This window comes from Mycobacterium sp. NGS57, from assembly GCF_059812405.1.
The window spans coordinates 313,625-339,023 of the sequence record NZ_JCALCP010000002.1; the positions used below are offsets into that span (position 1 = coordinate 313,625).

Annotated in this window: 23 protein-coding genes, 1 tRNA gene and 1 pseudogene; 18 read left to right on the top strand and 7 right to left on the bottom strand. The window is 68.7% G+C overall.

Going from position 1 to position 25,399, the window contains the following annotated elements:
• The first annotated feature begins 70 nt into the window (after window positions 1–70).
• Together AC5Y43_RS04895 and AC5Y43_RS04900 are read left to right on the top strand one after the other, a co-directional pair.
• Window positions 71–1,093, top strand: a complete 1,023-nt coding sequence (locus AC5Y43_RS04895; protein WP_499969907.1) for a YlbL family protein — start codon at window positions 71–73, stop codon at window positions 1,091–1,093.
• A gap of 79 nt (window positions 1,094–1,172) precedes the next feature.
• The gene (locus tag AC5Y43_RS04900; RefSeq protein ID WP_499969909.1) at window positions 1,173–4,169 is read left to right on the top strand and encodes a UPF0182 family protein; all 2,997 of its coding nucleotides are present in this window, start codon (window positions 1,173–1,175) and stop codon (window positions 4,167–4,169) included.
• 106 nt (window positions 4,170–4,275) lie between these two features.
• Here AC5Y43_RS04900 and AC5Y43_RS04905 read toward each other — a convergent pair whose 3' ends face one another.
• Entirely contained in the window at window positions 4,276–5,298 is a 1,023-nt protein-coding gene (locus AC5Y43_RS04905) for a TIGR03617 family F420-dependent LLM class oxidoreductase (protein ID WP_499969910.1), read from the bottom strand.
• Between the two features lie 17 nt (window positions 5,299–5,315).
• Window positions 5,316–6,278 carry a GlxA family transcriptional regulator gene (locus AC5Y43_RS04910; RefSeq protein WP_499969911.1) on the bottom strand — a complete coding sequence of 321 codons (963 nt, stop codon included), beginning with the start codon at window positions 6,276–6,278 and terminating at the stop codon, window positions 5,316–5,318.
• Window positions 6,279–6,368: 90 nt separating this feature from the next.
• On the opposite strand from AC5Y43_RS04910, the gene AC5Y43_RS04915 reads away from it, so the two are divergent.
• From AC5Y43_RS04915 to AC5Y43_RS04930, 4 genes are all read left to right on the top strand, one after another.
• Window positions 6,369–7,019, top strand: coding sequence for an HD domain-containing protein (locus AC5Y43_RS04915; RefSeq protein WP_499969913.1), 651 nt, complete (start codon window positions 6,369–6,371; stop codon window positions 7,017–7,019).
• A gap of 15 nt (window positions 7,020–7,034) precedes the next feature.
• The gene (locus tag AC5Y43_RS04920) at window positions 7,035–7,562 is read left to right on the top strand and encodes a cupin domain-containing protein (RefSeq protein WP_499969914.1); all 528 of its coding nucleotides are present in this window, start codon (window positions 7,035–7,037) and stop codon (window positions 7,560–7,562) included.
• 79 nt (window positions 7,563–7,641) lie between these two features.
• Window positions 7,642–7,718, top strand: a tRNA-Met gene (locus AC5Y43_RS04925).
• A 446-nt stretch (window positions 7,719–8,164) separates the two neighbouring features.
• Entirely contained in the window at window positions 8,165–9,142 is a 978-nt protein-coding gene (locus AC5Y43_RS04930; protein ID WP_499969916.1) for an Acg family FMN-binding oxidoreductase, read from the top strand.
• On the opposite strand, the gene AC5Y43_RS04935 is transcribed toward AC5Y43_RS04930, so the two are convergent.
• Together AC5Y43_RS04935 and AC5Y43_RS04940 are read right to left on the bottom strand one after the other, a co-directional pair.
• The gene (locus AC5Y43_RS04935; RefSeq protein WP_499969917.1) at window positions 9,139–9,549 is read right to left on the bottom strand and encodes a pyridoxamine 5'-phosphate oxidase family protein; all 411 of its coding nucleotides are present in this window, start codon (window positions 9,547–9,549) and stop codon (window positions 9,139–9,141) included. The genes AC5Y43_RS04930 and AC5Y43_RS04935 overlap by 4 nt on opposite strands.
• Complete coding sequence (locus AC5Y43_RS04940; protein ID WP_499969919.1) at window positions 9,533–10,540, bottom strand: Acg family FMN-binding oxidoreductase; 1,008 nt, start codon at window positions 10,538–10,540, stop codon at window positions 9,533–9,535. Before AC5Y43_RS04940 ends, AC5Y43_RS04935 begins: the two co-directional genes overlap by 17 nt.
• Before the next feature lie 140 nt (window positions 10,541–10,680).
• Here AC5Y43_RS04940 and AC5Y43_RS04945 point away from each other — a divergent pair, with 140 nt between their 5' ends.
• From AC5Y43_RS04945 to AC5Y43_RS04980, 8 genes are all read left to right on the top strand, one after another.
• A complete protein-coding gene (locus AC5Y43_RS04945; RefSeq protein ID WP_499969920.1) occupies window positions 10,681–11,436 on the top strand; it encodes a universal stress protein in 756 nt (251 codons plus the stop codon).
• Window positions 11,433–12,185 (top strand): universal stress protein, encoded by a 753-nt coding sequence (locus AC5Y43_RS04950; RefSeq protein WP_499969922.1) that lies wholly within the window; start codon window positions 11,433–11,435, stop codon window positions 12,183–12,185. The genes AC5Y43_RS04945 and AC5Y43_RS04950 overlap by 4 nt, the downstream gene beginning before the upstream one ends.
• Window positions 12,186–12,238: 53 nt before the next feature.
• Window positions 12,239–12,898 carry a hypoxia response regulator transcription factor DosR/DevR gene (dosR, locus tag AC5Y43_RS04955; protein WP_499970438.1) on the top strand — a complete coding sequence of 220 codons (660 nt, stop codon included), beginning with the start codon at window positions 12,239–12,241 and terminating at the stop codon, window positions 12,896–12,898.
• A 56-nt stretch (window positions 12,899–12,954) separates the two neighbouring features.
• The gene (locus tag AC5Y43_RS04960) at window positions 12,955–14,562 is read left to right on the top strand and encodes a sensor histidine kinase (RefSeq protein WP_499970440.1); all 1,608 of its coding nucleotides are present in this window, start codon (window positions 12,955–12,957) and stop codon (window positions 14,560–14,562) included.
• A 68-nt stretch (window positions 14,563–14,630) separates the two neighbouring features.
• On the top strand, window positions 14,631–15,503 hold the full coding sequence (locus tag AC5Y43_RS04965) for a universal stress protein (protein ID WP_499969924.1): 873 nt from the start codon (window positions 14,631–14,633) through the stop codon (window positions 15,501–15,503).
• A gap of 18 nt (window positions 15,504–15,521) precedes the next feature.
• Window positions 15,522–15,890, top strand: a complete 369-nt coding sequence (locus AC5Y43_RS04970; protein WP_499969926.1) for a SpoIIAA family protein — start codon at window positions 15,522–15,524, stop codon at window positions 15,888–15,890.
• A 13-nt stretch (window positions 15,891–15,903) separates the two neighbouring features.
• Window positions 15,904–16,791: a universal stress protein gene (locus AC5Y43_RS04975; RefSeq protein WP_499969927.1), complete on the top strand. Its 888-nt coding sequence runs from the start codon at window positions 15,904–15,906 to the stop codon at window positions 16,789–16,791.
• A gap of 67 nt (window positions 16,792–16,858) precedes the next feature.
• Window positions 16,859–18,271 carry a bifunctional aminoglycoside phosphotransferase/ATP-binding protein gene (locus AC5Y43_RS04980; protein WP_499970443.1) on the top strand — a complete coding sequence of 471 codons (1,413 nt, stop codon included), beginning with the start codon at window positions 16,859–16,861 and terminating at the stop codon, window positions 18,269–18,271.
• Here the strand turns inward: AC5Y43_RS04980 and AC5Y43_RS04985 are convergent.
• Window positions 18,268–18,585 (bottom strand): annotated as a pseudogene (locus tag AC5Y43_RS04985) (ANTAR domain-containing protein); the annotation flags it as partial. The gene AC5Y43_RS04980 and the pseudogene AC5Y43_RS04985 sit on opposite strands and share 4 nt — an antisense overlap.
• Window positions 18,586–18,669: 84 nt before the next feature.
• Window positions 18,670–19,119 carry an Hsp20/alpha crystallin family protein gene (locus AC5Y43_RS04990; protein ID WP_499969928.1) on the bottom strand — a complete coding sequence of 150 codons (450 nt, stop codon included), beginning with the start codon at window positions 19,117–19,119 and terminating at the stop codon, window positions 18,670–18,672.
• Between the two features lie 141 nt (window positions 19,120–19,260).
• On the opposite strand from AC5Y43_RS04990, the gene AC5Y43_RS04995 reads away from it, so the two are divergent.
• Complete coding sequence (locus tag AC5Y43_RS04995; protein WP_499969930.1) at window positions 19,261–19,626, top strand: MerR family transcriptional regulator; 366 nt, start codon at window positions 19,261–19,263, stop codon at window positions 19,624–19,626.
• On the opposite strand, the gene AC5Y43_RS05000 is transcribed toward AC5Y43_RS04995, so the two are convergent.
• Window positions 19,623–20,933 carry an NAD(P)/FAD-dependent oxidoreductase gene (locus AC5Y43_RS05000; protein ID WP_499969932.1) on the bottom strand — a complete coding sequence of 437 codons (1,311 nt, stop codon included), beginning with the start codon at window positions 20,931–20,933 and terminating at the stop codon, window positions 19,623–19,625. The genes AC5Y43_RS04995 and AC5Y43_RS05000 overlap by 4 nt on opposite strands.
• A 242-nt stretch (window positions 20,934–21,175) precedes the next feature.
• On the opposite strand from AC5Y43_RS05000, the gene AC5Y43_RS05005 reads away from it, so the two are divergent.
• The 3 genes from AC5Y43_RS05005 to glgX all read left to right on the top strand — a co-directional run bounded on the left by AC5Y43_RS05005 (window position 21,176) and on the right by glgX (window position 25,361).
• Window positions 21,176–21,898 (top strand): GAF and ANTAR domain-containing protein, encoded by a 723-nt coding sequence (locus tag AC5Y43_RS05005; protein WP_499969934.1) that lies wholly within the window; start codon window positions 21,176–21,178, stop codon window positions 21,896–21,898.
• A 40-nt stretch (window positions 21,899–21,938) separates the two neighbouring features.
• Window positions 21,939–23,120 (top strand): zinc-dependent alcohol dehydrogenase, encoded by a 1,182-nt coding sequence (locus AC5Y43_RS05010; protein WP_499969936.1) that lies wholly within the window; start codon window positions 21,939–21,941, stop codon window positions 23,118–23,120.
• Window positions 23,121–23,210: 90 nt separating this feature from the next.
• Complete coding sequence (glgX, locus tag AC5Y43_RS05015) at window positions 23,211–25,361, top strand: glycogen debranching protein GlgX (RefSeq protein ID WP_499969938.1); 2,151 nt, start codon at window positions 23,211–23,213, stop codon at window positions 25,359–25,361.
• The last annotated feature ends 38 nt before the right edge of the window (window positions 25,362–25,399 follow it).

Consider the following 25,399-nt stretch of genomic DNA (forward strand, 5'->3'; position numbering starts at 1 on the left):
CGCCACGTGCGGCCTCCGGTCACGCTCGTAGCTGAATGGGGCCCTGCGGCGTCCCGATAGGGTGAGCGGCGTGAACCGGCGGATTCTGACCCTGATCGTCGCGCTGCTGCCGATCGTCGTGTTCGGTGTGTCGCTCGCGGTGGTGACGGTGCCGTTCGTGTCGCTGGGCCCCGGCCCGACGTTCGACACGCTCGGTGAGGTCGACGGCAAGCAGGTGGTCGCCATCCAGGGCGCCACGACGCACCCGACGACGGGCCACCTCAATATGACGACGGTGTCCCAGCGCGACGAGCTGTCGTTGGGCGAGGCGCTGACGCTGTGGCTGTCGGGGCAGGAGCAGCTGATTCCGCGCGACCTGGTCTACCCGCCGGGCAAGTCGCGCGAGGACGTCGACAAGGCCAACACCGCCGACTTCAAGCAGTCGGAGGACAGCGCCGAATACGCCGCGCTGGGCTACCTGAAGTACCCGGCCGCGGTGACCGTCGCGACCGTCACCGACCCCGGCCCGTCGGCGGGCAAGCTCAAGGCCGGCGACGCCATCGACATGGTCAACGGCACCCCGGTGGCCAACGTGGAACAGTTCACCGGGTACCTGAAAAACACCAAACCCGGCCAGGACGTGACGATCGACTACCGGCGCAAGAACGAGCCGGCCGGGGTGGCGCACATCACGCTGGGGACCAACAAGGATCGCGACTACGGCTTTTTGGGGGTGGCGGTGCTCGACGCGCCCTGGGCGCCGTTCGTCGTCGACTTCAACCTCGCCAACGTGGGCGGGCCGTCGGCCGGCCTGATGTTCAGCCTGGCCGTCGTCGACAAACTCACCACCGGTGACCTGGCGGGGTCGACGTTCATCGCGGGCACCGGGACCATCTCCGTGGACGGCAAGGTCGGCCAGATCGGCGGCATCACCCACAAGATGGCGGCCGCCCACACGGCCGGGGCCACCGTGTTTTTGGTGCCGGCGAAAAACTGCTACGAGGCCAGCTCCGACAACCCGTCCGGTTTGCGCTTGGTGAAGGTCGAGACGCTCGATGGCGCGGTGGACGCGCTGCACGCACTGCGGGCGGGCGGCCAGCCGCCCAGTTGCTAGCCCACCCCTCGCGCGATGCGAGGTGCGTACAGTTGTGAGCTAGAAAACTCCAAGCCCGATCGATCAGGGAGCGTAGCCAGTGGGGATGCGGCCCACCGCACGGATGCCGAAGTTGACTCGGCGCAGCCGGATTCTGATCCTGATCGCACTCGGTGTGATCGTTTTGCTGCTCGCAGGCCCGCGGCTGATCGACGCCTACGTCGACTGGCTGTGGTTCGGCGAGCTGGGCTACCGCTCGGTGTTCACCACCGTGCTCTTCACCCGCATCGCGGTGTTTTTGGTCGCCGGCCTGCTGGTCGGCGGGATCGTGTTCGCCGGGCTCGCGCTGGCCTACCGCACCCGCCCCGTGTTCGTGCCCAGCAACACCAACGACCCCGTGGCGCGCTACCGCTCCGTCGTCGTGTCGCGGCTGCGGCTGGTAGGCATCGGGATCCCCTCGGCCATCGGGCTGCTGGCCGGCATCATCGCGCAGAGCTACTGGGTGCGCGTCCAGCTGTTCCTGCACGGCGGGGACTTCGGCATCCGCGACCCCCAGTTCGGCAAGGACCTCGGCTTCTACGCGTTCGACCTGCCGTTCTACCGGCTGCTGCTCAGCTACCTGTTCGTGGCCGTGTTCCTGGCTTTTTTGGCGAACGTGTTGACGCACTACATCTTTGGCGGCATCCGGCTTTCCGGGCGCACCGGGGCGCTGAGTCGCTCGGCGCGCATCCAGTTGGTGAGTCTGGTGGGCGCGCTGGTGTTGCTCAAGGCGGTCGCCTACTGGCTGGACCGCTACGAGTTGCTGTCGCACACCCGCGGCGGCAAGCCGTTCACCGGCGCCGGCTACACCGACATCAACGCCGTGCTGCCGGCGAAGCTGATCCTGATGGCGATCGCGCTGATCTGCGCCGCCGCGGTGTTCTCCGCTATCGTGCTGCGGGACTTGCGGATTCCGGCAATCGGCCTGGTGTTGTTGCTGCTGTCGTCGTTGATCGTGGGCGCCGGGTGGCCGTTGATTGTCGAGCAGATCAGCGTCAGACCCAATGCGGCGCAAAAGGAAAGCGAATACATCGGCCGTTCCATCACCGCGACGCGGCAGGCCTACGGGCTGACCTCCGACGTGGTCAGCTACCGCAACTACACCGGCGACGGGCAGGCCACCGCCCAGCAGGTCGCGGCCGACCGCGCCACCACCTCGAACATCCGCCTGCTGGACCCCACCATCGTCAGCCCGGCGTTCACGCAATTCCAGCAGGGCAAGAACTTCTACTACTTCCCCGACCAGCTGTCCATCGACCGCTACCTCGACCGCAACGGGGCGCTGCGCGACTACGTCGTCGCCGCGCGGGAGCTCAACCCCGACCGGCTGATCGACAACCAGCGGGACTGGATCAACCGGCACACCGTCTACACCCACGGCAACGGGTTCATCGCGTCGCCGGCCAACACGGTGCGCGGCATCGCCAACGACCCCAACCAGAACGGCGGCTATCCGGAGTTTTTGGCCAACGTCGTGGGCGCCAACGGCAGCGTGGTGTCCGACGGCCCGGCGCCGCTGGACCAGCCGCGCATCTACTTCGGGCCGGTCATCTCCAACACCTCGGCCGACTACGCGATCGTCGGACGCAACGGCAACGACCGCGAATACGACTACGAGACCAGCACCGAGACCAAGAACTACACCTACACCGGGCTCGGGGGAGTGCCGATCGGCAGCTGGATATCCCGCAGCGTGTTCGCCGCGAAGTTCGCCGAGCGAAACTTTTTGTTCTCCAACGTGATCGGCTCCAACAGCAAGATCCTGTTCAATCGGGATCCGGCGCGGCGGGTCGAGGCGGTGGCGCCGTGGCTGACGACCGACAGCTCGGTGTACCCGGCGATCGTCAACAAGCGCCTGGTGTGGATCATCGACGGCTACACCACGCTGGACAACTACCCCTACTCCGAACTCACCTCGCTGGAATCGGCCACCGCCGACTCCACCGAGGTCGCGTTCAACCGGCTGGCGCCCGACAAGCGGGTCTCCTACATCCGCAATTCGGTGAAGGCCACCGTCGACGCCTACGACGGCACCGTCTCGCTCTACCAGCAGGACGAGCAGGATCCGGTGCTGAAGGCCTGGATGCGGGTGTTCCCCGGCACCGTCAAACCCAAGACCGAAATCACCCCCGAGCTGGCCGAGCACCTGCGCTATCCCGAGGACCTGTTCAAGGTGCAGCGGATGCTGTTGGCCAAGTACCACGTCAACGACCCGGTGACGTTCTTTTCCACCTCCGATTTCTGGGACGTGCCGCTGGACCCGAATCCGACCGCCAGCAGCTACCAGCCGCCTTATTACATCGTCGCGAAAAACATTGCCAAGAACGACAATTCGTCCTCGTATCAGTTGACGAGCGCGATGAACAGGTTCAAGCGTGACTACCTGGCCGCCTACATCAGCGCGAGTTCCGATCCCGCGACCTACGGCAGGATCACCGTGCTGACCATCCCCGGTCAGGTCAACGGCCCGAAGCTGGCCAACAACGCGATCACCACCGACCCGGCGGTGTCCCAGGACCTCGGCGTGATCGGGCGCGACAACCAGAACCGGATCCGGTGGGGCAACCTGCTCACGCTGCCGGTGGCCCAGGGCGGCCTGCTCTACGTCGAACCCGTCTACGCGTCCCCGGGGGCCAGCGACGCCGCCTCGTCGTATCCGCGGCTGATCCGCGTGGCCATGATGTACAACGACAAGATCGGCTACGGGCCCACCGTGGGTGACGCCCTGACCGGGCTGTTCGGCCCCGGCGCGGGTGCGGCGGCCACCGGGATACAGCCCACCGAGGCCGGCGCGCCGCCGAACGCGAACCCGAGCCCGCCCGCCGGCCCGCCGGCGCCCGCCGCGGCGCCGGGATCACCGCCGCCGCCCGCGGCGGCGGTGCCGCCGGCTCCGGACGGCTCGACGACCCTGTCGCCGGCCAAAGCCGCCGCCCTGCAGGAGATCCAGGCCGCGATCGGCGCTGCCAAAGACGCCCAGAAGAAGGGCGACTTCGCCTCATACGGCGCCGCGCTGCAGCGGCTCGACGACGCGATCACCAAGTACAACAACACCAAGTAACCCTCCCCACCGCGAGCGTGCATTGCTCCTCACCCACCGCGAGCGCCCGTGTTTGCACGGCGACACGCCGTAAACCTTGGCATTTTGCGGACGCTCGGCGAGGGGGTCAGCCCCGCAACGCGCGCGCGATCTGGCCGTACCGCTCGAAGCGCTCCGCATCGCCGAGCGCCCCAAAGGCGTTGTATAGCACCAGATGCGTGGCGATGCCGGCGTACTTCTCGGTCAGCGCGCCGGCCAGCCCGTCCCACGTCGACTCGGTGGCGAAGGCGGCAACGTGCTCGTCGGAAACCTGGGCCACCATGCCGGCGAAGTCCCCGGCCTTCTGCTTCTCCCGGATCCGCGCCGTCGTCCCCTCGAAGCCGGCCTCGTCCCAGATGAACGCGTAGTTCGGGGTGCTGCCGTAGAAGGCCATGCTGGCGCGCACCGATTCGCGCTCGGCGGCGCGCTCCTCGTCGCTGTCGCCGACGATCGTCATCACCGGCACGATCATCGCGACGTCCGACGGCGAGCGCCCCGCCTTCGCCGCGCCCTCGGCGACGTTTGGCACCACGTGCCGGGTCAGGTAGCCGGGTTCGCCCAGCGGGTGCACGTGCACCCCGTCGGCGACTTCGCCGGCCATCCGCAGCATCCACGGATTCACCGCCGCCACATCGACTTTGGGGTCGGGCGCGTCGATGGGGCCCGCGCTCCACTGCGGGGTGATGAAGTCGAGGTCGTAGTACTCGCCGTGGTGGTCGAGTTTGCCGCTGCGAAACGCCGAGAAGCAGGCCTTCACGGCGCGCACGTAGTCGCGCAGTCGCGGGCCGGGACGTTCGAAGGCCACGCCGTAGCGCCGCACGACGTGCGTGCGCACCTGCGTGCCCAGCCCGAGCCGGAACCGTCCGCCGGTCGCCTCCTGCAGCTCCCACGCCGCGGCCGCCGTGACGAACGGGCTGCGCGGAAACGCCACCGCGACACCGGTGGACAGCTCGAGGCCGGGCGCGGCCTGCGAGGCGACCGCGGCGTTCAAGTAGGGGGTGCGCCCCGTCTCGGTCAACAGCAGACCGGAGAACCCCGCGGCCTGAGTTCGGCGGGCCAGGTCACCGGTCTTGGCCAGCGGCTGCGGGACCGCCATCACGTCGACGTGCATGACGGAACAGTAGCCGCTCAGCCCCGCGACGCCGTGCGGAACCTCTCGCGGTAGGCCTTCGGCGAGACGCCGAGGCGGTCGATGAACACGCGGCGCAGGCTTTCGGCGCTGCCGAAGCCCGCCACCCGCGCGGTGTCGGCGACGGTGCGGCCGGCATCCAGTGCGGCGCGGGCGGCATCGATGCGCACCATTTCGACATACCGCGCCGGCGTGGTGCCGAGCTCGGACTGAAACAGTCGGGTCAGCTGCCGCGTGCTCAGAGATGCCCGCGCGGCAAGGGTTTTCACGCTGTGGTCGGCGGCCGGATCGACCGAGACCGCGTCGGTGGCCTTGCGCAGCGGCGACTGCGGCGGGGGATCGGCCTCGACCAGCACCGAGAATTGCGATTGCCCGCCCGCGCGCTTGAGATAGACCACCAACCAGCGGGCCACGGCGCGGACCAACTCGGTGCCATGATCCATTTCGACCAGCGCCAGCGCCAGGTCGATGCCCGAAGAGATGCCGGCCGAGGTGAAGACGTCGCCGTCGCGCACGAAGATCGCGTCCGGCTCCACGGTGACTCCGGGAAAGGCCCGGGCGAACAACCGAACGTCGTGCCAGTGGGTGGTGGCGCGCCGGCCGTCGAGCAGGCCGGCCTGCGCCAACACGAACGAGCCCGTGCAGATCGAGGCCAGCCGACGGGTCCGGCCCGCGACCGACCTGATCGCCGCGACGAGTTCGGGGTCGATGGCCCGCCGGGGCAGGGTGTTGCTGCCGGCGACCATGACGGTGTCGGCGGACTCGATCGAGGCGATGGCCTCCGTGACGCCCAACCGGGTCCCGATCGAGGTGGTGACGTCGCGCCCATCCACCGACGCGATCTTGATCCGGTAGTCGCCGCCATAGCGATTGGCCTCGGCGAACACCTCACCCGCCCCCGCGACGTCCAGCATGGTCACGTCGTCGAAGACGACGATCACGATCACCCGCGGGCCCGTCACAAGCCCATTGTCCGCACCGTGTCGCAATTTGTGGGAAGGACGGCTCAAACGACATGGGGTGTCGGGTCGCCGTACCCGCACACTTTGGTCATGACGACTCAATCGATCGACACCATTGCGGGCATCGTCGTGCCCGACACGCCACTCGTCCGCGAGGTCACCGAATTTATCCGCGACGCCGAAGACGACCTGCTCTTCGACCACTCCCGACGGGTGTTCTTGTTCGGCGCGCTGCAGGGGCGCCGCCGTGGGCTGCAACCCGACCTGGAGCTGCTCTATGTGGGTGCGATGTTTCACGACCTCGGTCTCACCGATCGCTACCGCACGTCCACCCTGCGCTTCGAGGTCGACGGTGCCAACGCGGCACGGGCCTTCCTGTTGGAACGTGGGGTCGACGAAGCCGACGCGCAGAAGGTGTGGCTGGGCATCGCCCTGCACACCACTCCCGGCATACCCGAGTTCCTCGACCCCGAAATCGCCTTGGTCACAGCGGGTGTCGAAACCGATGTCATCGGCATCGGCCGTGACGACCTTTCCCCCGAGGCCGTCGACGCGGTGACCGCCGCCCACCCCCGCCCCGGCTTCAAGAAGCGCATTCTGGACAGCTTCAACGACGGAATGAGGCACCGCCCGGACACCACCTTCGGCACGATGAACGCCGACGTCCTGGCGCACTTCGATCCGTCGTTCAAGCGGGGCAATATGGTTGATCTCGTCCTCGGCAGCAGCTGGCCCGAATAGCAGGAGGTGGTCGAGGTGAATCAGATTCCCGTCACGGTCGTCCAGCCCGGGGAAGGCGATTACGTTGCGCTGCCTGGTTTCGGGGCGGTCTTCAAGCTGTCCGGCGCGACCAACGGGGGCGAGGTGTCCATCGTCGAGCACCCCTTTGCCGTCGGCGTGCTCACCGCCGCGCACCGGCACACCCGCGAGGACGAGCACTCGATCGTGCTGGCGGGCGAGATCGGCTTTCGCTCCGACGACAGCGAGGTGGTGCTGGGACCCGGGGGCTACATCACCAAGCCGCGGGGGCAGATGCACGCGATGTGGAACGCGGGCACCGAGCCGGGTCGCATCGTCGAGGTGATCACCCCGGGCGGCTTCGAGCACTACTTCAGGGAACTGGGTGAACTGCTCGTCGAGCACGCCGACGACCCGAACGGCCTGGTCCTGCATCAGCTGCCCGAGTTCGGCGGGCTCGCGGACAAATACGGGATCACGTACGGGAACCCGGCGTGGATGGACGACATCAGGCGTCGCTACGGGCTCAACCCGCCTTCGCACTGACGTCGCGACGGCTGGCACCGCTGGTCAGCGCGCGATTTGGCCGCCGAGACACACCTTCGGTAACCTTGCCTTTACCCAACGCGGGGTGGAGCAGCTCGGTAGCTCGCTGGGCTCATAACCCAGAGGTCGCAGGTTCGAATCCTGTCCCCGCTACCAAACGGGAATGGCTCCCGGAAGAGATTCCGGGAGCCATTTTCATGCTCGGTTACGCCGCCGCGCCCCGAATTCAAATTCGAAGATCCACGGGTCGTCGCTGCCGTAGCGCGCGTCGGCCGGGCCCTACCGCCAGCAGAACTACCACCCGGGGTGGGTGGTGGCGCCCCACATGTCGAACCCGGTGGCCGAGCGGGGCGGATGCGAGTCGCGGACCTCGAGCGTGAGCTGAGGGCGCTCGCCGTGAGCAGAGGGCGGGGCTCCGACGACTTTCTGCGGCCTCCGCTCACGCTCGGAGCCAAGGATTCACACTCGAGACCCAACGCCCCGCAAACACCCGCCGGCAGTGGTCCAAAGTCCCTTCGCCTAGAGCCCTCGTGCCCTCGCCCGGCCCGGTGCGGGTGCGCGACGGTGGATGCGAGACAGCGGGAGATCGAAGGGACAAAGCCATGAACGCGCGCTTTCCGGATGCCGGCACGGTACGAACGGTCCTGGCGTTGGCGTCGCGGGCGCCCTCGGTGCACAACACCCAACCCTGGCGCTGGCGAGTCGACGCGGCGAGCCTGCACCTCTACGCCGACCCCTGCCGGCAACTGCCCAACACCGACCCCGACGGCCGCGACCTGATCCTGAGTTGCGGCACGGCGCTGCATCACTGCGTGGTCGCGTTCGCGGCCGTCGGGTGGCGTGCCAAGGTGACCCGGTTGCCGAATCCGGCCGACCCCAATCACCTTGCCGCCATCGAACTGTCGCCGCACCCGGCGGACGGCGTCGACATCGCGCTGGCCGCGGCCATCCCGCGGCGTCGCACCGATCGGCGCCACTACAGCTCGTGGGCGGTGCCCGTCGGCGACATCGCGCTCATGGCGGCGCGGACGGCGCGACACGGCGTGACGCTGTGCCAGGTCGAAGATCTCGACAAGCTGCACGACATCGTCGCCGAATCCGTTGGGCAGCACCGTAACTACGAATACCTGGCCGAGCTCACGGCGTGGAGCGGGCGCTACGCCTCAGTCGCGGGCGTCCCGGCCCGCAGCGCGCCGGCCCCGGATCCGACGGCGAAGATACCGGGCCGGTACTTCGCCGGTCCCACGCTGGCCATGGCGCCGGACTCGTCGCCCGTCGATGACAATGCGGTCGTGCTCGCGCTGGGCACCCGAGCCGACGACCGGCTGGCGCAGCTGCGCGCGGGGGAGGCCACCAGTGTCGTGCTGCTGACGGCGACCTCGGCCGGATTGGCGTGTTGTCCGGTCACCGAGCCGCTGGAGATCGCCGGAACCCGAGAGGTGGTGCGCTCCGAGGTATTCGGCGGCGGCCACTACCCGCAGATGCTGCTGCGGGTGGGCTGGGCGCCGATCAACGCCGACCCGCTGCCGGCGACGCCGCGGCGCGACCTGCACGATGTCGTCGAGTGGGTGAGCGGCTAAGCCGGGCCGAACCGGAACCGCCGCCCGGTGACCATCTCGGGAACCACTCGCACATAGTGCGTCTTCTCCGACGCCGTCCACGAAAGCAGTTGGGCGCGTTCGGCTTCCTCGATCTGCTCGTTGGTGCGAAGCGAGCGCGCGCGGCCCTTGACGATCACGCTCCAGCCCTCCGCGACGTTGTGGTCGTCGACCTCGAAGAGCACGTGGTTGTTGATCGCCGTGCTGACCAGCTTGGTGCCCTCCGCGGTGCGAAACAGCACGGTGCGGCCCTGGACGACGTAGTTGACCGGGAAGATCTCGGGCTGGCCGTCCACGCTGGTGACGATGCGTCCCAGCGCGACCCCGGCCAAGAGCTGCCAGCATTCGCTCTCCGACAGGATGGTCACCCCGTCATCGGTCATCGACATTTCGCCCACCCTTCTCACGGATTTCGAGGACATCGCGTGCCGCGCGCCGCGGTGTGGGCGGCGGGACGGCTTCCATCGGCGGCGCTATCCCGGCGCGGATCAGCACCTGAGGCTGGCCGCGGCCGTCGAGCAGGCCGCGCACGATGTCGCGGGTTTCGTCCAGCTCGATGAGGTGGGTCAGCGGGCAGGTCGCCAGGAGCGCCAGGGTGCACTCCAGCAGCACGTAGGACAGCGCCTCGCCGCAGCGCAGGACGTCGGCCCTGGTGTCTTCCGGGGTCGAGAGCACCAGGATCTTCGAGCAGTCCACCGAGACGTCGGGGCGCCGGTCCCCGTGACCGCGCGCCGGGAACTCGCGCGCGACGTCCACCCGGGCGCTTTCCTTGTCGGACGGCAGGGCGCTCGGCGGTATCCCTTCGCCCGAGGCGAAAGGTGCAGTCCACCAGTCGAGTTCGGCGTGGTACGACTCGTCGTCGCGGCGCAGCACCTCGGTGAGCCGGGAGGCCTCGATCAGCTCGGGTCGCGCGTCGTCGGGCAGCACGTCCAGCGTCACCAGGCTTTCGTCGAGGGTGCTGCGCAGCACGGGTTCGAACAGGCCCCAGTAGACGGGCTGTCCCATCGGCAGCCGGTCGGTCCTGCGGCACAGGATCGCGCTGGCGCGGTCGCGCTGCGCGCGGGTGACGCGCTCGACGGGACCGAATGCGATCGAGGCCACATGGCTGGGATCGGTTGCGTCGGGGAACCTCTCGATGTCGGCGCGCCACCCCGCGGCCAGCATGGCGACCCGCAGATGATCGAGCGCGGCGCCACAACTGATGATCGCTTCGCGGCCCGAGCGGTCGGCGCCCGGCAGGATTCGGTCACGGTCGACGAAAAGCCGCAGCATCCCGTCCTCGGCCACCCAGCGCCACGGCTGGCTGTTGTGCACCGACGGCGCTCGGCACGCCAACCGCACCGCTGCACTCAGGGTCTGGGTGTCCGGCGTCGCGTTCATGGTCACTGTTCACGCTAGGCCGCGTCGGGTCCTGAGGGCAGGGACGAACGGCTCCCCGACTAGGGCCTAACGGCCCCTGCGCCCCGCACGACCGCGAAATAGGCTGGTATTGAGCCAAAAATGGCTAGTCAGGAGCCGACATGAACCAGCCAGACGCGAAGTCGGTGGTGGTGGGCGTCGACGGCTCGCAAGCCGCAGTCGAGGCCACCGAATGGGCGATCGAGGAGGCGCGCAGCCGCCAGCTGCCGCTGCGCCTCGTCTACGTCATCGAACGCCGCGATGCGCGCACCGAATGTGAACTCGAACGCGCCGACATGGCGCTGTCCCGCGCGGAACACACCGTCCGACGGTCCGCGCGGCCGGTGGAGGTCGAAACGGCCGTTCTCTCAGGCGATCCCGGGCAGGCGCTGGTCGACGAATCGCACGCTGCGGCGCTGGTATGCGTGGGCACCTCCCGGCGCGGACGGGCGACAGACGGGCTGTTGGGCCCCACCGCCGCCGCGCTGGTGGCAGGCGCGCAATGCCCGGTGGCGATCATCCGCAACAATCCCGCCAGGCCACGTGCCGGTGTCATCGCCGTCGTGCTCAACGACGACCCGGACAACGACGACGTCGTGCACCAGGCGATGGAGGAGGGGCGGCGTCGCCACGCCACCGTGCTGCAGATCGACCGGCGGCTGAACAGCTGGGTCCGACGCTATCCCGACGTGCACGTCGCGACGGTGGCCGCGGGCACCGGACTGAGAACCGGCGAAAGGCGAAGCAGCGTCATCGAACTGGCCGTGGTGGGCGCCGCCGACGCCGCCGAGATCGCCGACCTGGTCACCCCGAACTGCCACCCGATCGTGGGTTATCCCGACTGCTCGGTGCTGGTGGTCCGTCCCCGAAGCCGATGAACGGCCCGGCGGCGCCGCGGCCCGTCGTAGTCGGCATCGACGGCTCGCAGGCCGCGATACAGGCGGCGCTCTGGGCGCGCGAGGAGGCGCTCAGTCGTGACGCGCCCCTGCGCCTGCTGTCCGCGGCCGACGCGCGGGACGGCGTGGCCGCCGCAAAGATCGCCATTCGCCAGGCGGCCAAGGCGATTGACGGCGCGGGCAAGCCGGTGCGGATGGAAACCGAACTCGTCCCGGGACCGCCGGTCGCGGCGTTGGTCCGCGCGTCGGCGTCGGCCGCCATGGTGTGCGTCGGCGCGGTCGGATGCACCCACTTCCGGCGGGGCCGGGCGGGCTCCACCGCCGCCGCCCTGGCGTCGTCGGCGCGCTGTCCCGTGGCGATCATCCGGTCCCGCGGCAACAGCCCCGGGGAAGGGATCGTCGTCGGGCTGGACGGGTCACCCGACAGCGGTGCGCTGCTGGGCGCCGCCGTCTCCGAGGCCCGGCTGCGCGACGCCGACCTCCGGGCGCTGATCCGCCGCGATCGCCGGGCGCTGGCCGACCTGGACCGCCGCCTCGTCCGGTTCAGGCGGCGCTATCCGGAGCTGCGGGTCGAACCGGTGGCCGTGCGCGGCGGGCTGCTCGAGTACCTGACCGACAACCCGCGGCCCGCCGAGCTGGTGGTCGCCGACGCCGGCAACCGCCAACACCTGCAGGAGCTCGTCGGGCCGGCCGGCTGCTCGGTATTGGTCGTCAACCAGCGACATTTGTGACTCGGCGTTTTCGTGAAAAAATGACGGATCACGCCCGGCAGAAAGGGCCCGCAATGGTCAAGGTCTTCCTCGTCGACGATCACGAGGTCGTCCGGCGCGGTCTCGCCGACCTGCTCGCCTCGGACGCCGAGCTGGAAATCGTCGGCGAAGCCGGTTCGGTGGCGGAGGCGAAGGCGCGGATACCCGCGCTGCAGCCCGACGTCGCCGTGCTCGACGTGCGCCTTCCCGACGGCAACGGGATCGAGTTGTGCCGCGACCTGCTGGCCGATCATCCCGACCTGCGCTGCCTGATGCTGACGTCGTTCACTTCCGATGAGGCGATGCTGGAGGCGATCCTGGCCGGCGCCAGCGGCTACGTCGTCAAGGACATCAAGGGCATGGAACTGGCCCACGCGATCAAGGAGGTCGGTGCCGGCAAGTCCCTGCTGGACAACCGGGCCGCGGCCGCGCTGATGGCGAAGCTGCGCGGGGCGGCGCAGCGCGAGGACCCGCTGTCCGGGCTGACCGATCAGGAGCGCACCCTGCTGGGGCTGCTCGGCGAGGGTTTGACCAACCGCCAGATCGCCGCGCGGATGTTCCTCGCCGAGAAGACGGTGAAGAACTACGTGTCGCGACTGCTGGCGAAGCTGGGCATGGAACGGCGCACGCAGGCGGCGGTATTCGCCTCGAAATTGGAGGAACGATCCGGACGCCCGGAAACGCGCGCCGAGTGACCGGCGGCGACGAACGCGGCTCTGCTTTCGGCGAGTCGCTGGCGGCGCGCGACCGGATGGATCACCTGCTGCGCGTGGTTGTCGAGATCGGTGCGGATGTTTCAGACCTCGACGCGACGCTGCATCGAATCGTCACCGCGGCAAGGGAGTTGACCTCCGCCCCGTACGGCGCCCTGGCCGTCCGCGATGCCGACGGCAACCTGCTCCGCTTCGTCCACGAGGGCATGGACGCCGACACCATTCGGCGCATCGGGCATCCGCCCGTGGGCAAGGGGCTGTTGAGCCTGTCCCTGTTCGACACGCCGGCGCTGCGCCTGGATGACCTGAGAGCGCACCCGGCCGCCGTCGGGGTCCCCGAGCACCGCGCCATGCGAGCCTTTCTCGCGGTGCCGATCACCATCGGTGGGCGGGTCTTCGGCAACATCTACCTGACCCACGACGACCCGGCGCGGGTGTTCTCCGAATCCGACGAATTCGCCGCGCGCGCACTGGCATTCGCGGCCGCGGCCACCATCGACAACGCGCGGGTGCTGGAGCGTGAGCGGTTGTCGGTGAAGTGGATGGAGGCCAGCCGTGAGATCACCACCGCCCTGCTGTCGAGCGCCGAGCCGCACCGGCGCCCGCTGCAGTTGATCGCCGAGCGCGCCATGGCCCTGACCGATGCCGAGCAGGCGATCGTGCTCGTCCCGGCCGACGCCGACGTGCCCGACGACGAAACCGACACGCTGGTGGTGTCCGCCGCGGTGGGGGCGCACGCCGACGAGGCGCTGGGCCGGCGGGTGCCGGTGGCGGGTTCCACCAGCGGCGAGGTCTTCCGCTCCGGCGAACCGCTGATCACCGACTCGATGCGGTACCCGATCCAGGCGTTCAGCGACGCCGGGCTGCGCCCGGCCGTCGTGATGCCGCTGCGCGCCGACGACAAGGTCGCCGGCGTGATCGCGATCGCACGCGCCGCCGACCAGCCGCCCTTCGACGAGACCTACCTCGACCTGGTGAGCGACTTCGCCACGCACGCCGCGATCGCCCTCGTGCTGGCCTCGGGACGGGAGGATTCGCGGCAGCTGACGATCCTCGCCGAGCGCGAGCGCATCGCGCACGACCTGCACGACCACGTCATCCAGCGGATTTTCGCCGCCGGCATGAACCTGCAGGGCACGCTGGCCCGGGCGCGGTCCCCGGAGGTGGCCGAGCGGCTCAACCGCACCCTCGACGATCTGCAGACCATCATCGAGGAGATCCGGACGACGATCTTCCAGCTCAAATCCCCGCCGGGCATCGACGGCGGCTTGCGGCAACGGATTCAACGAGTGGTCGCCGACCTGACCGAAAACCGTGACGTCGCAACCACTGTTCGCATGCACGGGCCGACGACCGCGGTCGGCGGCGATCTCGCCGAGCACGCGGAGGCGGTCACCACCGAGGCCGTGAGCAATGCGCTGCGCCACTCCGGCGCGTCGCGGCTGACCGTCGAGGTCAATGTCGCCGATATGTTCGTCCTCGACGTCGTTGACGACGGACGCGGCATCCCCGCCGGCAATCGGCGCCACAGCGGTCTGGCCAACATGAAGCATCGGGCCGAACAGCTCGGTGGGACCTGCGAGATCACCAGCCCGCCGGACGGGGGCACCCGGGTGCACTGGGTCGCCCCGCTTACCGACGAGTGACCAATGGCGTGCGGGGCGGGGCCGAACGGCCCTGCCCGACGGCGCCGGTCCGAATAGCATTGGGGACCATGGGCACACGTGAATCACGAATCGTGGTCTGCGTCGACGGGTCGGCCGCGTCAGACGCTGCGGTTACCTGGGCGGCGCGCGAGGCGATCATGCGCGGGCTGCCCCTGAAGCTGCTGCACGCGGTGCCACCGGTGGTCGTCGGCTGGCCGGTGGGGCGGCTTTACGCTGACATGCCCGACTGGCAGCGCGACGACGCGCAGCATGTCATCGATCAGGCCCGCAAGACGCTGCACACCGTTGTGGGCCCGGCGGACCCGCCCGAAATACGCACGGAGATGGTGTATTCCAGCGCTGTGCCGGCGCTGATCGAGGCCTCCAACGATGCCTGGATGATCGTCGTCGGCAACCAGGGCGTGGGCGCGATGGGCCGGCTGTTGTTGGGCTCGGTCACGACGGGGCTGCTGCATCACGCGCACTGCCCGGTCGCCGTTGTCCATCCGAATCAGCAAGCGGCCCAGGATATCAGGGCGCCGGTGCTGCTCGGCGTCGACGGATCACCCGCCTCACAAGGCGCGATCGCCCTCGCCTTCGACGAAGCTTCCCGCCGGGGAGTGGGGCTGCGCGCGCTACACGTGTGGAGCGATGTCGCGGTCTTTCCGGTGCTCGGAATGGACTGGCGCGACCGCGAGCGCGAGGGCCAAGAGATCCTCGCCGAGCGCCTGGCCGGCTGGCAGGAACGCTACCCCGACGTGCATGTCGAGCGATTGCTGTTCTGCGACAAGCCTTCTCATTGGTTGCTCGAGGAGTCCGAGCACGCCCAGCTGGTCGTGGTCGGCAGCCGCGGCCGCGGCGGCTTCCCGGGGATGTTGCTGGGTTCCGTCAGCTCCGCCGTGGCCCACGCGGCGCGGGTCCCGGTGATCGTCGTTCGTTGAGACCGAAAGGAGCATCTGATGATCGAACTGTTGCCGGACATGCCGCAGGGAGTGACCGGGATCCGCGTGTCGGGCCGGCTGCGCGGTGACGAGTTGCGCGACGTCAGGCCCGAGATCGAAGAGCTGCTCGACACCGGCGAGATCCGGATCGTGGAGGTCATCGCACCCGACTACGAGGGCTTCGGGCCGGGCGGGTTGGTCGAGGACCTGAAGCTGGGCTTCGGCACCGTCTTCCCGCATCACTCGGCCTTCAAGCGGATCGCGGTCGTGTCCGACAAGGACTGGGTCGCACACGTTTTGCACGCGCTGGCGTGGATGATTCCCGGCGAGCTCGCCGTGTTCGGGCTCGACGAGCTCGACCGCGCCAAGCACTGGGCCGCGGGCTGAAAGGGAGGCCGAGATGACCACGTCCATCAAGCGTTATGGGATCGTCGCCGGTGTCGACGGATCACCGCCCTCCAATGCCGCCGTCTGCTGGGCGGCCCGCGACGCGGCGCTGCGCCACGTCCCGCTGACGTTGGTGCACATGTACGGTGCGGCCGCGCCGATGTTTCCTCCGGTGCCACTCCCGGCCGGGGTCGCGGCGTGGCAGGAGGAGGACGGCCGGGAGGTTCTCGAGCGTGCGGTCAAGATCGCCGAGGATGCGGTCAAGAAAGACAAAAAGATCGAGATCACCAGCGAACTGAGGTGTTCGCCGCCGGTGCCGACGCTCGTCGACCTGTCCAAAGACGCCGAGCTGATCGTCGTGGGCAGCAGCGGGCGCGGCGCGGTGGGGCGCGCGTTGCTCGGGTCGGTCAGCTCGGGCGTGGTCCGTGATGGCGCCTGCCCGGTCGCGGTCGTCCGCGACGAGGACCCGCTGATGCCCCACCCGCAGCAGGCGCCCGTGCTGGTCGGAATCGATGGATCGCCCGCCTCCGAGCTCGCGACGGCGATCGCCTTCGACGAGGCATCCCGCCGCGGCGTCGATCTGCAGGCGCTGCACGCCTGGAGCGACGCCCAGGTGCTCGAACTCCCCGGATTCGATTGGGCCATGGTGCAGGCCGAGGCCGAGCGTGCCCTGGCCGAACGCTTGGCGGGCTGGCAGGAACGCTATCCGGACGTAGCGGTGCGCCGGCTGCTCGTCTGCGATCGGCCGGCTCGCCAGTTGATCGAGAAATCGGAGTCCGCACAGTTGACCGTCGTCGGCAGTCACGGCCGCGGCGGCATCGCCAGGACGCTACTGGGCTCGGTCAGCAACGCCGTGGTTCACTCGGTCCGGATGCCGGTGATCGTGGCGCGACCCTCCTAGGGGGCAGGTGACCGAAACTTCAGGGCCCTACGTCCCGTACCTGGCCGCGCACGAGACGCACACCGGCATGGTCGTGCTGGTGGGTGACCGGGCGTTCAAGGTGAAGAAGCCGGTGCTGACCGACTTCCTCGACTTCCGCACACCCGAGCAGCGAGAGCGCGCGTGCCGCCGCGAAGTCGAACTGAACAGCCGGCTGTCACCGGATAGCTATCTGGGGGTCGCGCACCTCAGCGACCCCGGCGGCGGCCCGGCCGAGCCGATCGTCGTCATGCGCCGCCACCGCGACGGGGACCGGCTGGCGTCCAGGCTCCGCGGCGACGCCGACGAGACCGTGCGGGACCTCCTGGACGCCATCGCCGCGGTGCTGGCGCGGTTTCACCGCAGCGCCAAGCGTGGCCCGGTGATCAGCGCCCAGGGCCAGGCCGTCGCGATCGACCGGCGCTGGCGCGACAACCTGACCGAGCTGGACCGCTGCGCCGTGACGCTGCCCGCGGGAGCGGTGACGCGAATAAGGCATCTCGCAGGCGAATTCATCGCCGGCCGGGGACCGCTGTTCACCCAGCGCATCAACGACGGGCTCATCGTCGACGGCCACGCCGACCTGCTCGCCGACGACATCTTCTGCGGGCGCGGGGAACCCGCGCTGCTCGACTGCCTGGAGTTCGACGACAAGCTGCGCTACGTCGACTGCATCGACGACGCCGCATGTCTCGCGATGGACCTGGAGTTCTTGGGCCGCAAAGACTTTGGCGAGCATTTTCTGCAGCGCTACGCCGCGCACTCGAGGCGCCCCACCCCGCCGTCGCTCGCGCACTTCTACATCGCCTACCGCGCGGTGGTGCGGGCAAAGGTCGACTGCGTGCGGCTGTCGCAGGGCAACGACCAGGCCGTCGCCGACGCCGCCCACCACCTCGCCATCGCGGTCGAGCACCTCGAGGCCGGCGGCGTGCGCCTGGCACTGGTCGGCGGCAACCCGGGCACCGGCAAATCCACGCTCGCCCGAGTGCTCGCCGAACGGACTGGGGCGCAGGTCATCTCGACCGACGATGTGCGGCGCGAACTGTGGGACTCCGGCGCGATCAGCGGGGATCCGGGCCTCCTGGATCGCGGGTTGTACACCCCGGAGAACGTGGCCGCGGTCTACGAAGACGCCCTCGAGCGGGCACGCCCGTTGCTGGGCGCCGGGCACTCGGTGATCCTCGATGGCACCTGGAGAGAACCGCAGCTGCGCGCGCGGGCCCGTCGGCTCGCCTCCGAAACACACTCGGGGCCAGTGGAAATCAGGTGCGTGGCGGGGGTTGACACGGCGGCCGGCCGGATCACCACAAGGCAGCCGGGCAACTCGCAGGTCACCCCGGAGATCGCCGCGGCGATGGCCGCCCGCGCGGCGGGCTGGGACACCGCACACCGAATCGACACCTCGGGAAGCCTCGACGACTCGGCGCGAGCGGCCGTCGCCGTGTGGCGGCGCCCGATCTAGACAGGCCGGCCGTTGCGGACGCGCCGACGCGCCGTCAGCAGCAGGTGGTCGAACTCCGACCGGCAGTCCGTGGTCACGCCCACACCGCGGAAGTCCGCCGCGATCTGCTCGGCCAGCAGCCGAAGCTTGATGTTCGCTTCCTGCGACAGCCATCTGAGCAGGTTGAACGCGGCCTCGTCGTCGATGTCGTAGACCAGCATCAGCATGCCCTTGGCCTGCTCGATGGCCGCTCGGTTCTCGCTGATCTGGACCAGCCTCGCGGTGACAAGGTCTTCCGCGCCTGCGGCCGAGGCTTGTTCGACGTGGGGCGTTCGACCGTTGGGATGCCAATTCATCGCGGACCTCCCGGGCGGTGGGGCGATGACCCGAAACGCCGGGCCACCGCCCCCGCCGGCTACTCAGGCGTCGACGAGTTCGCGCGTCGTGGCGCCGCCGGTGACGGGCCCGTGAGCACCCCCACGGTCGACCGAAATCTTGCGCGGCTTGGCCTTTTCGGCCACCGGGATGGTCAGCTTCAACACGCCCTCGCGGTAGGACGCCTCGATTTTGTCGGTGTTGAGGTTTTCGCCGAGCACGAGCTGGCGACTGAACACCCCGCGCGGTCGCTCGGTGGCCAGCATCTCGCGATCGGGGTCGACGGCCTTGCGCTCGGCGCGCACGGTCACCACGTTGCGCTCGATGTCGATGTCCAAAGTGTCGGCGTCGACCCCCGGCAGGTCGAATTCGACGACGAACCGGTCTCCTTCGCGCCAGGCGTCCATCGGCATCACGGAAGGCCGCGCGGCCGTGCCGAGCGCGTGCTGGGCGAAGCGGTCCAGCTCGCGGAACGGATCGGTACGCATCAGCATGGCGGTCACCTCTCACTCCAATCTCTTGATTGCAAGGCGATTAACTTATGTCTCGTGACATAGATTTCATATATCACTGTCGACAGACGAATGCAAGTGTGATAGACAGATTTCCGTGCGAGTTCGCTGTAGGGGCCTCCGATGACCGAGAACGCCGCCGACACCGGGACGCCGGCGCCCGACCGCGGGGTCTACGGAATCTCGGTGGCCGCCGAACTGTCCGGCGTCCCCGTGCAGTCACTGCGCCTCTACGAGCGGCAGGGGCTGTTGACGCCGGCGCGCAGCGACGGCGGCACCAGGCGCTACAGCGCCGACGACCTGGCCCGGCTCCAGCGCATCAGCGCGCTCGTCGACGCCGGGGTGAACCTGGCCGGCGTCGCCCGCATCCTCAGTTTGGAGGACGACAACACCGCGCTGTCGGCGGCCAACTCCGACCTGCGCGCCACCAACCGGGATTTGCGCGACGCGGCAAAAACCGTGGCAGCCAAGAAGAAACCGGGCCGCTAGCTCGTCCTGGGCATCGGGATGCCTTCGCTGGCCGCGAATTGCGCGTCCCCCTCGGAGGACAGGCCGATCGACACCACCGACCGGTCGAACAGCGCGTCGGTCAGGTAGGCCAGCGAGACGGCCCATCGGTTGACCGCACGCGGGATGGCGTAGAGGTGGTACGCGCGGGTGACGGCCTTGGCGGGCAGCCCCGACAAGTGCACGTTGAGCGGATTGGCCACGGCATACCCGGGACCCAGGTCGACCACCAGGCCCAGGTTGTGATGTTTGTACTGCTTGCGCGTGCCGTAGCCCAGGCTGGCGGCCACGTTTCGGGCGAGCACCTTGCCCTGGCGGGTCGCGTGCTGCGCGGTGGGCGGGGTGATTTTTCCGGGCTGCGTCAGGTCGGGAACCGCCGCCGCGTCGCCGGCCGCAAAGACGTCGGGGTGGCCGGGTACCTGTAGGTCGGGCTGTACTTTGAGCCGGCCCCTTTCCGTCGGCAGTCCGAGCTCCTGGATCAGCGGGGCGGCGGTCACCCCCGTCACCCAGGCCAGCGTATGGGTGTCGACGCGTGAATCATCGCTGAGCACAACGTGATCCGCGTGCGCTTCGTTGAGCGTGGTGCCCAGCCGCACGTCGATACCGCGGCGGCGCAACGCCTTGAGGGCGGCGTCGCCGAGTTTGCGCCCCACCTCGGGCATGACCTGCTCGGCGGTATCCAACAGCAAAAACTTGACGTCGGCGGGGTCGAAGCCCATCTGCCTGGCCGCCGCGTCGGCCAGCGCTCGCAGCTGGGCGACCAGCTCGGTGCCCGAGTACGAGGCCCCGACCACGACGACGGTGCGCCGCGCGGCCGCCACCGCCGGGTCGTCCTCGATGTTGGCGAGCTCGAGCTGCTCGACGACATGGTCGCGCAGGTAGAGGGCCTCGGCGGTGGTTTTCAGTCCCCGCGCGTGCGTGGCGAGCCCCGGCACGTCGAACAAGCGCGTCACCGAACCCGGGGTGAGCACCAGCCGATCCCAGGACATCGAGTGGCCGCGTTCGTCGGGATCTCGATACGTCAGGGTGCGCCGTTCGAAATCCACGCCGTCGACGCGGCCGCGCACGGCGCGGACGCCTTTGAGCGTGTTGGCCAGGGGCATCGCGACGAAGCGGGCGTCCACGACACCGCCCGCGACGTCGGGCAGCAGCGGGGTGTAGAGCATGTAGTCGACGGGGGAGATCATCGTGATGGCGACCGGCGCGCCCCGGCGGCCGAGAATGCGGGCCAGGCGACGCGCGCAGGTGAATCCGGTGAAGCCACTGCCGACGATCGCGATCGAGGTCATCAATGCGAGTGTAGCCGGTGGCGACCCGACCATCCGAAACCTTTGTGCCGCAAGCATTCTCCTCCTCCGCCGCGATCACCCGCCGGCTCCCGGGGCGGCGCCGGGCCCGTTCGCCTCGTGGCGGTCGGCTTCGTTGCCCGTTTGGCACTTCGTTGGATGGCTCATAGACTTCGTTTAGTGCGTCGACACGACGGATTTGTCGCCGCCACCATGACACAAGTGAGGCAGGGCGGTTGATTTTCATGCCCGAGGGCCAAAACACGGTCGCGAGCCAGCTCGCGGGGCTGATCGCCGATCTCGAGCGGCACGGCACGGATACCGGCGCCGTGCTGCGCGAACTCCTCGAAAGTGGCGCCCGGCTCGTCGCGGGCTGCCAGTACGCGGGGATAACCCTGGCCGACAGGACCAAAACGGTCACCAACGTCGTCGCCACGCACCGCTACCCGATGGTCCTGGACACGATCCAGAACCAGTGCGGGGAGGGGCCCTGCCTGTCGGCCGTGTGGCAGCACCACATGATGCACGTCGAGGACCTCAACGTCGACCAGCGCTGGCCGCGCTACCAGCGCCACGCGCTCGAGCAGACCCCGATCCGCTCGATCCTGTCCTACGAGCTGTTCGTCGACAACACCAGCATGTCGGCGCTCAACTTTTTCGCCGACCAGCCGCACGCGTTCACCGACGAATCGCTGGAGCTTGGCAACGTCTTCGCCACCCACGTCGCGCTGGCGTGGTCGATGATGCGCCGCCAGGACCAATTCCGCAGCGCCCTGGCGTCGCGGGACATCATCGGTCAGGCCAAAGGCGTCGTCATGGAACGCTTCGACCTCGATGCGGTCGAGGCGTTCGAATTGCTCTCGCGGCTATCGCAACAGTCCAACATCAAGCTGATCGAGATCGCCAAAGGGCTGATCGACAGCGAACATCCGCTCAAGCGGCCCCATCGGACCGAGCGGGGCGCGTAGCGGCGTTTCGCCCGGCGCGAGGCGGGTATGTGCCATGCCCATGAAAGCCGTCACGTGGCAGGGCAAACGCGACGTCCGCGTGGAATCGGTGCCCGATCCCAAGATCGAACGGCCCACCGACGCCATCATCGAGGTCACCTCTACGAACATCTGCGGGTCCGACCTGCATCTCTACGAGGTCCTCGGCGCCTTCATGAAGGCGGGAGACATCCTCGGGCACGAATCCATGGGAATCGTCCGGGAGGTCGGTGGTGAGACGGGCGATCTGGGGGTGGGTGACCGCGTCGTCATCCCGTTCCAGATCTCCTGTGGCCGTTGCCACATGTGCGACCACCAGCTCTACACGCAGTGCGAAACCACCCAGGTGCGCGATCACGGCATGGGTGCGGCGTTGTTCGGCTATTCGGAGCTCTACGGCGAGGTCCCCGGCGGCCAGGCCGAACTGCTGCGCGTGCCGCAGGCCCAGTTCACCCACATCAAAGTTCCTGCGGGGCCACCAGATTCGCGGTTCGTCTATCTCTCCGATGTGTTGCCGACCGCCTGGCAGGCGGTGGCCTACGCCGACATCCCCGAAGGCGGCTCGGTGACCGTCCTGGGACTCGGCCCGATCGGGGACATGGCCGCGCGCATCGCCCAGCATCTCGGCTACCGGGTCATCGCCGTCGACCTGGTGCCCGAACGCCTGGCGCGGGCCGCCGAGCGCGGCATCCACACCATCGACGTGGGCCGGGCAGATTCCCCGGTCGGGGACCTGATCCGGGACCTGACCGACGGGCGGGGCACCGACTCGGTGGTCGACGCGGTGGGCATGGAGGCCCACGGCTCCCCGGTCGCCAAGCTCGCCCAACAGGCCAGCGGCATGCTGCCCGACGCGATCGGCAAGCGGGTCATGCAAACCGCCGGCATAGACCGGCTTTCGGCCCTGTATTCGGCCATCGACATCGTGCGGCGCGGCGGCACGATCTCGCTGAGCGGCGTCTACGGCGGAATGGCGGATCCCTTGCCGATGCTCACCCTGTTCGACAAGCAGGTGACCCTGCGGATGGGCCAGGCCAACGTCAAAAGGTGGGTCGACGACATCATGCCGCTGCTGGGCGACGACGACCCGCTCGGTGTCGACTCGTTCGCCACCCACGTGCTGCCGCTGGATCAGGCGCCGCACGCCTACGAGATCTTCCAGAAAAAGCAGGACGGCGCCGTCAAGGTCATCCTGAAACCCTGAAAACAACTTGAAAGTACTGTGCCACAACGCTTTCCGCATACCCATCGGACGGCAGTTTGAGGCTGGCTCAGGCAGGGTACTGAATGCGCCATGACCACCGCACACGCCGCCGCCCCAACGCCCACCGGCGAAGTCTGGCCGGGCCGGGCCTATCCATTGGGCGCGGCGTACGACGGGGCGGGCACCAACTTCGCGGTGTTCAGCGAGGTCGCCGAGCGGGTGGAGTTGTGCCTGTTCGACGCCGACGGCGCCGAGAGCCGCATCACCCTGCCGGAGGCCGACGGGTTCGTCTGGCACGCCTACGTGCCGAACATCGAGCCGGGCCAGCGCTACGGGTACCGCGTGCACGGCCCCCATGACCCGCAGGGCGGGCTGCGCTGCAATCCGAACAAGCTGTTGCTGGACCCGTACGCGAAGGCCATCGACGGCACGTTCGAGTGGAACCAGTCGTTGTTCGGTTACAACTTCGGCGATCCCGACAGCCGCAACGACGACGATTCCGCGGCCAGCATGCCCAAATCGGTGGTGATCAACCCCTATTTCGACTGGGGCAACGATCGCCCGCCCGACCACCAATACGCCGACTCGGTGGTTTACGAGGCGCACGTCAAGGGGCTCACGAAGACCCATCCCGGGATCCCCGAACAGCTCCGCGGAACCTACGCGGCGGTGGCGCACCCCGTGATGATCGAGCACCTGCAGGGCATCGGGGTCACCGCCATCGAGCTGATGCCGGTGCACCACTTCGCCAACGACTCCACCCTGGTCGACAAGGGGCTGTCGAATTACTGGGGCTACAACACGATTGCGTTCTTCGCGCCCGACCCGAAGTATTCCAGCGCCGCCTCGGCCGGGGGACAGGTGCAGGAGTTCAAGGCGATGGTGCGGGCCCTGCACGAAGCGGGCATCGAGGTCATCCTCGACGTCGTCTACAACCACACCGCCGAGGGCAACCACCTGGGACCCACGCTGTCGATGCGCGGCATCGACAACGCCGCCTACTACCGGTTGGTCGACGACGACAAGCGCTACTACATGGACTACACGGGCACCGGCAATAGTCTCAACGTCGGGCATCCGCACGCGCTGCAGCTGATCATGGACTCGCTGCGCTACTGGGTGACCGAGATGCACGTCGACGGCTTCCGTTTCGACCTTGCCGCCACGCTGGCCCGCGAGTTCTACGACGTCGACCGCCTGGCCACGTTTTTCGAACTCGTGCAGCAGGATCCGACGGTCAGTCAGGTCAAGCTGATCGCCGAACCCTGGGACGTCGGGCCGGGCGGCTACCAGGTCGGCAACTTCCCGCCGCAGTGGACGGAGTGGAACGGCAAGTACCGCGACACCGTCCGGGACTTCTGGCGCGGCGAGCCCGCCACGCTCGACGAGTTCGCGTACCGCCTGTCCGGGTCCGCCGACCTCTACGAGCACACCGCGCGCCGGCCGGTGGCCTCGATCAACTTCGTCACCGCCCACGACGGGTTCACGCTGCGCGACCTGGTGTCGTACAACGAAAAGCACAACGACGCCAACGGCGAGGACAACAACGACGGCGAGAGCCACAACCGGTCCTGGAACTGCGGCGCCGAGGGACCGACGGACGATGCCGGGGTCAACGCCCTGCGCGCCCGCCAACAGCGCAACTTCTTGACCACCCTGCTGCTGTCGCAGGGCGTGCCGATGATCTGCCACGGGGACGAGCTGGGCCGCACCCAGGACGGCAACAACAACGGTTACTGCCAGGACAACGAGCTCACCTGGATCGACTGGGCCAGCGCCGATGCCGGGCTGCTGGAGTTCACCCGGGCGGTGTCGGCGCTGCGGGCCAGCCATCCGGTTTTCCGCCGCCGGAGGTTCTTTTCCGGCAAGCCGGTGGGCCGGCGCGGCCAGGACGGGTTGCCCGACATCTCGTGGTTCACCCCGGACGGCACCGAGATGAGCGACGAGGACTGGGGCGCGGGCTTCGCGAAGTCCGTCGCGGTGTTCCTCAACGGCCACGGCATCCCCTACCTGGACGCGCGGGGACAGCGGGTCCTCGACGACTCGTTCGTGCTGTGCTTCAACGCCCACCACGAGCCGATCGAATTCACCTTGCCGCCAAAGGAGTTCGGGATATCCTGGCTCGTTGTGGTGCACACCGGGGCCGACGGGGAGCCGCCGTCGGAGGAGTTGCCCGCGGTGGCCTCACTCACCGTGGACGCTCACACCGCCGTCGTGCTGCAAGCCCAGGGCGACGCCTGAAACTCCTGATCGATACGCTGTGCCTGCAGCGGGCTCGT

What these genes read in the sequence shown, in the direction of transcription:
- AC5Y43_RS04935 (WP_499969917.1), bottom strand. Translation starts at nt 9,549, where the DNA reads ATGTCGATGACCGATGACGGGGTGACCATCCTGTCGGAGAGCGAATGC.
- AC5Y43_RS04945 (WP_499969920.1), top strand. Translation starts at nt 10,681, where the DNA reads ATGAACCAGCCAGACGCGAAGTCGGTGGTGGTGGGCGTCGACGGCTCG.
- AC5Y43_RS04975 (WP_499969927.1), top strand. Translation starts at nt 15,904, where the DNA reads ATGACCACGTCCATCAAGCGTTATGGGATCGTCGCCGGTGTCGACGGA.
- AC5Y43_RS04965 (WP_499969924.1), top strand. Translation starts at nt 14,631, where the DNA reads ATGGGCACACGTGAATCACGAATCGTGGTCTGCGTCGACGGGTCGGCC.
- AC5Y43_RS04995 (WP_499969930.1), top strand. Translation starts at nt 19,261, where the DNA reads ATGACCGAGAACGCCGCCGACACCGGGACGCCGGCGCCCGACCGCGGG.
- AC5Y43_RS05000 (WP_499969932.1), bottom strand. Translation starts at nt 20,933, where the DNA reads ATGACCTCGATCGCGATCGTCGGCAGTGGCTTCACCGGATTCACCTGC.
- AC5Y43_RS04960 (WP_499970440.1), top strand. Translation starts at nt 12,955, where the DNA reads ATGGATCACCTGCTGCGCGTGGTTGTCGAGATCGGTGCGGATGTTTCA.
- AC5Y43_RS05010 (WP_499969936.1), top strand. Translation starts at nt 21,939, where the DNA reads ATGAAAGCCGTCACGTGGCAGGGCAAACGCGACGTCCGCGTGGAATCG.
- AC5Y43_RS04950 (WP_499969922.1), top strand. Translation starts at nt 11,433, where the DNA reads ATGAACGGCCCGGCGGCGCCGCGGCCCGTCGTAGTCGGCATCGACGGC.
- dosR (WP_499970438.1), top strand. Translation starts at nt 12,239, where the DNA reads ATGGTCAAGGTCTTCCTCGTCGACGATCACGAGGTCGTCCGGCGCGGT.
- glgX (WP_499969938.1), top strand. Translation starts at nt 23,211, where the DNA reads ATGACCACCGCACACGCCGCCGCCCCAACGCCCACCGGCGAAGTCTGG.
- AC5Y43_RS04940 (WP_499969919.1), bottom strand. Translation starts at nt 10,540, where the DNA reads ATGAACGCGACGCCGGACACCCAGACCCTGAGTGCAGCGGTGCGGTTG.
- AC5Y43_RS04915 (WP_499969913.1), top strand. Translation starts at nt 6,369, where the DNA reads ATGACGACTCAATCGATCGACACCATTGCGGGCATCGTCGTGCCCGAC.
- AC5Y43_RS04970 (WP_499969926.1), top strand. Translation starts at nt 15,522, where the DNA reads ATGATCGAACTGTTGCCGGACATGCCGCAGGGAGTGACCGGGATCCGC.
- AC5Y43_RS04990 (WP_499969928.1), bottom strand. Translation starts at nt 19,119, where the DNA reads ATGCTGATGCGTACCGATCCGTTCCGCGAGCTGGACCGCTTCGCCCAG.
- AC5Y43_RS05005 (WP_499969934.1), top strand. Translation starts at nt 21,176, where the DNA reads ATGCCCGAGGGCCAAAACACGGTCGCGAGCCAGCTCGCGGGGCTGATC.
- AC5Y43_RS04930 (WP_499969916.1), top strand. Translation starts at nt 8,165, where the DNA reads ATGAACGCGCGCTTTCCGGATGCCGGCACGGTACGAACGGTCCTGGCG.
- AC5Y43_RS04980 (WP_499970443.1), top strand. Translation starts at nt 16,859, where the DNA reads ATGGTCGTGCTGGTGGGTGACCGGGCGTTCAAGGTGAAGAAGCCGGTG.
- AC5Y43_RS04905 (WP_499969910.1), bottom strand. Translation starts at nt 5,298, where the DNA reads ATGCACGTCGACGTGATGGCGGTCCCGCAGCCGCTGGCCAAGACCGGT.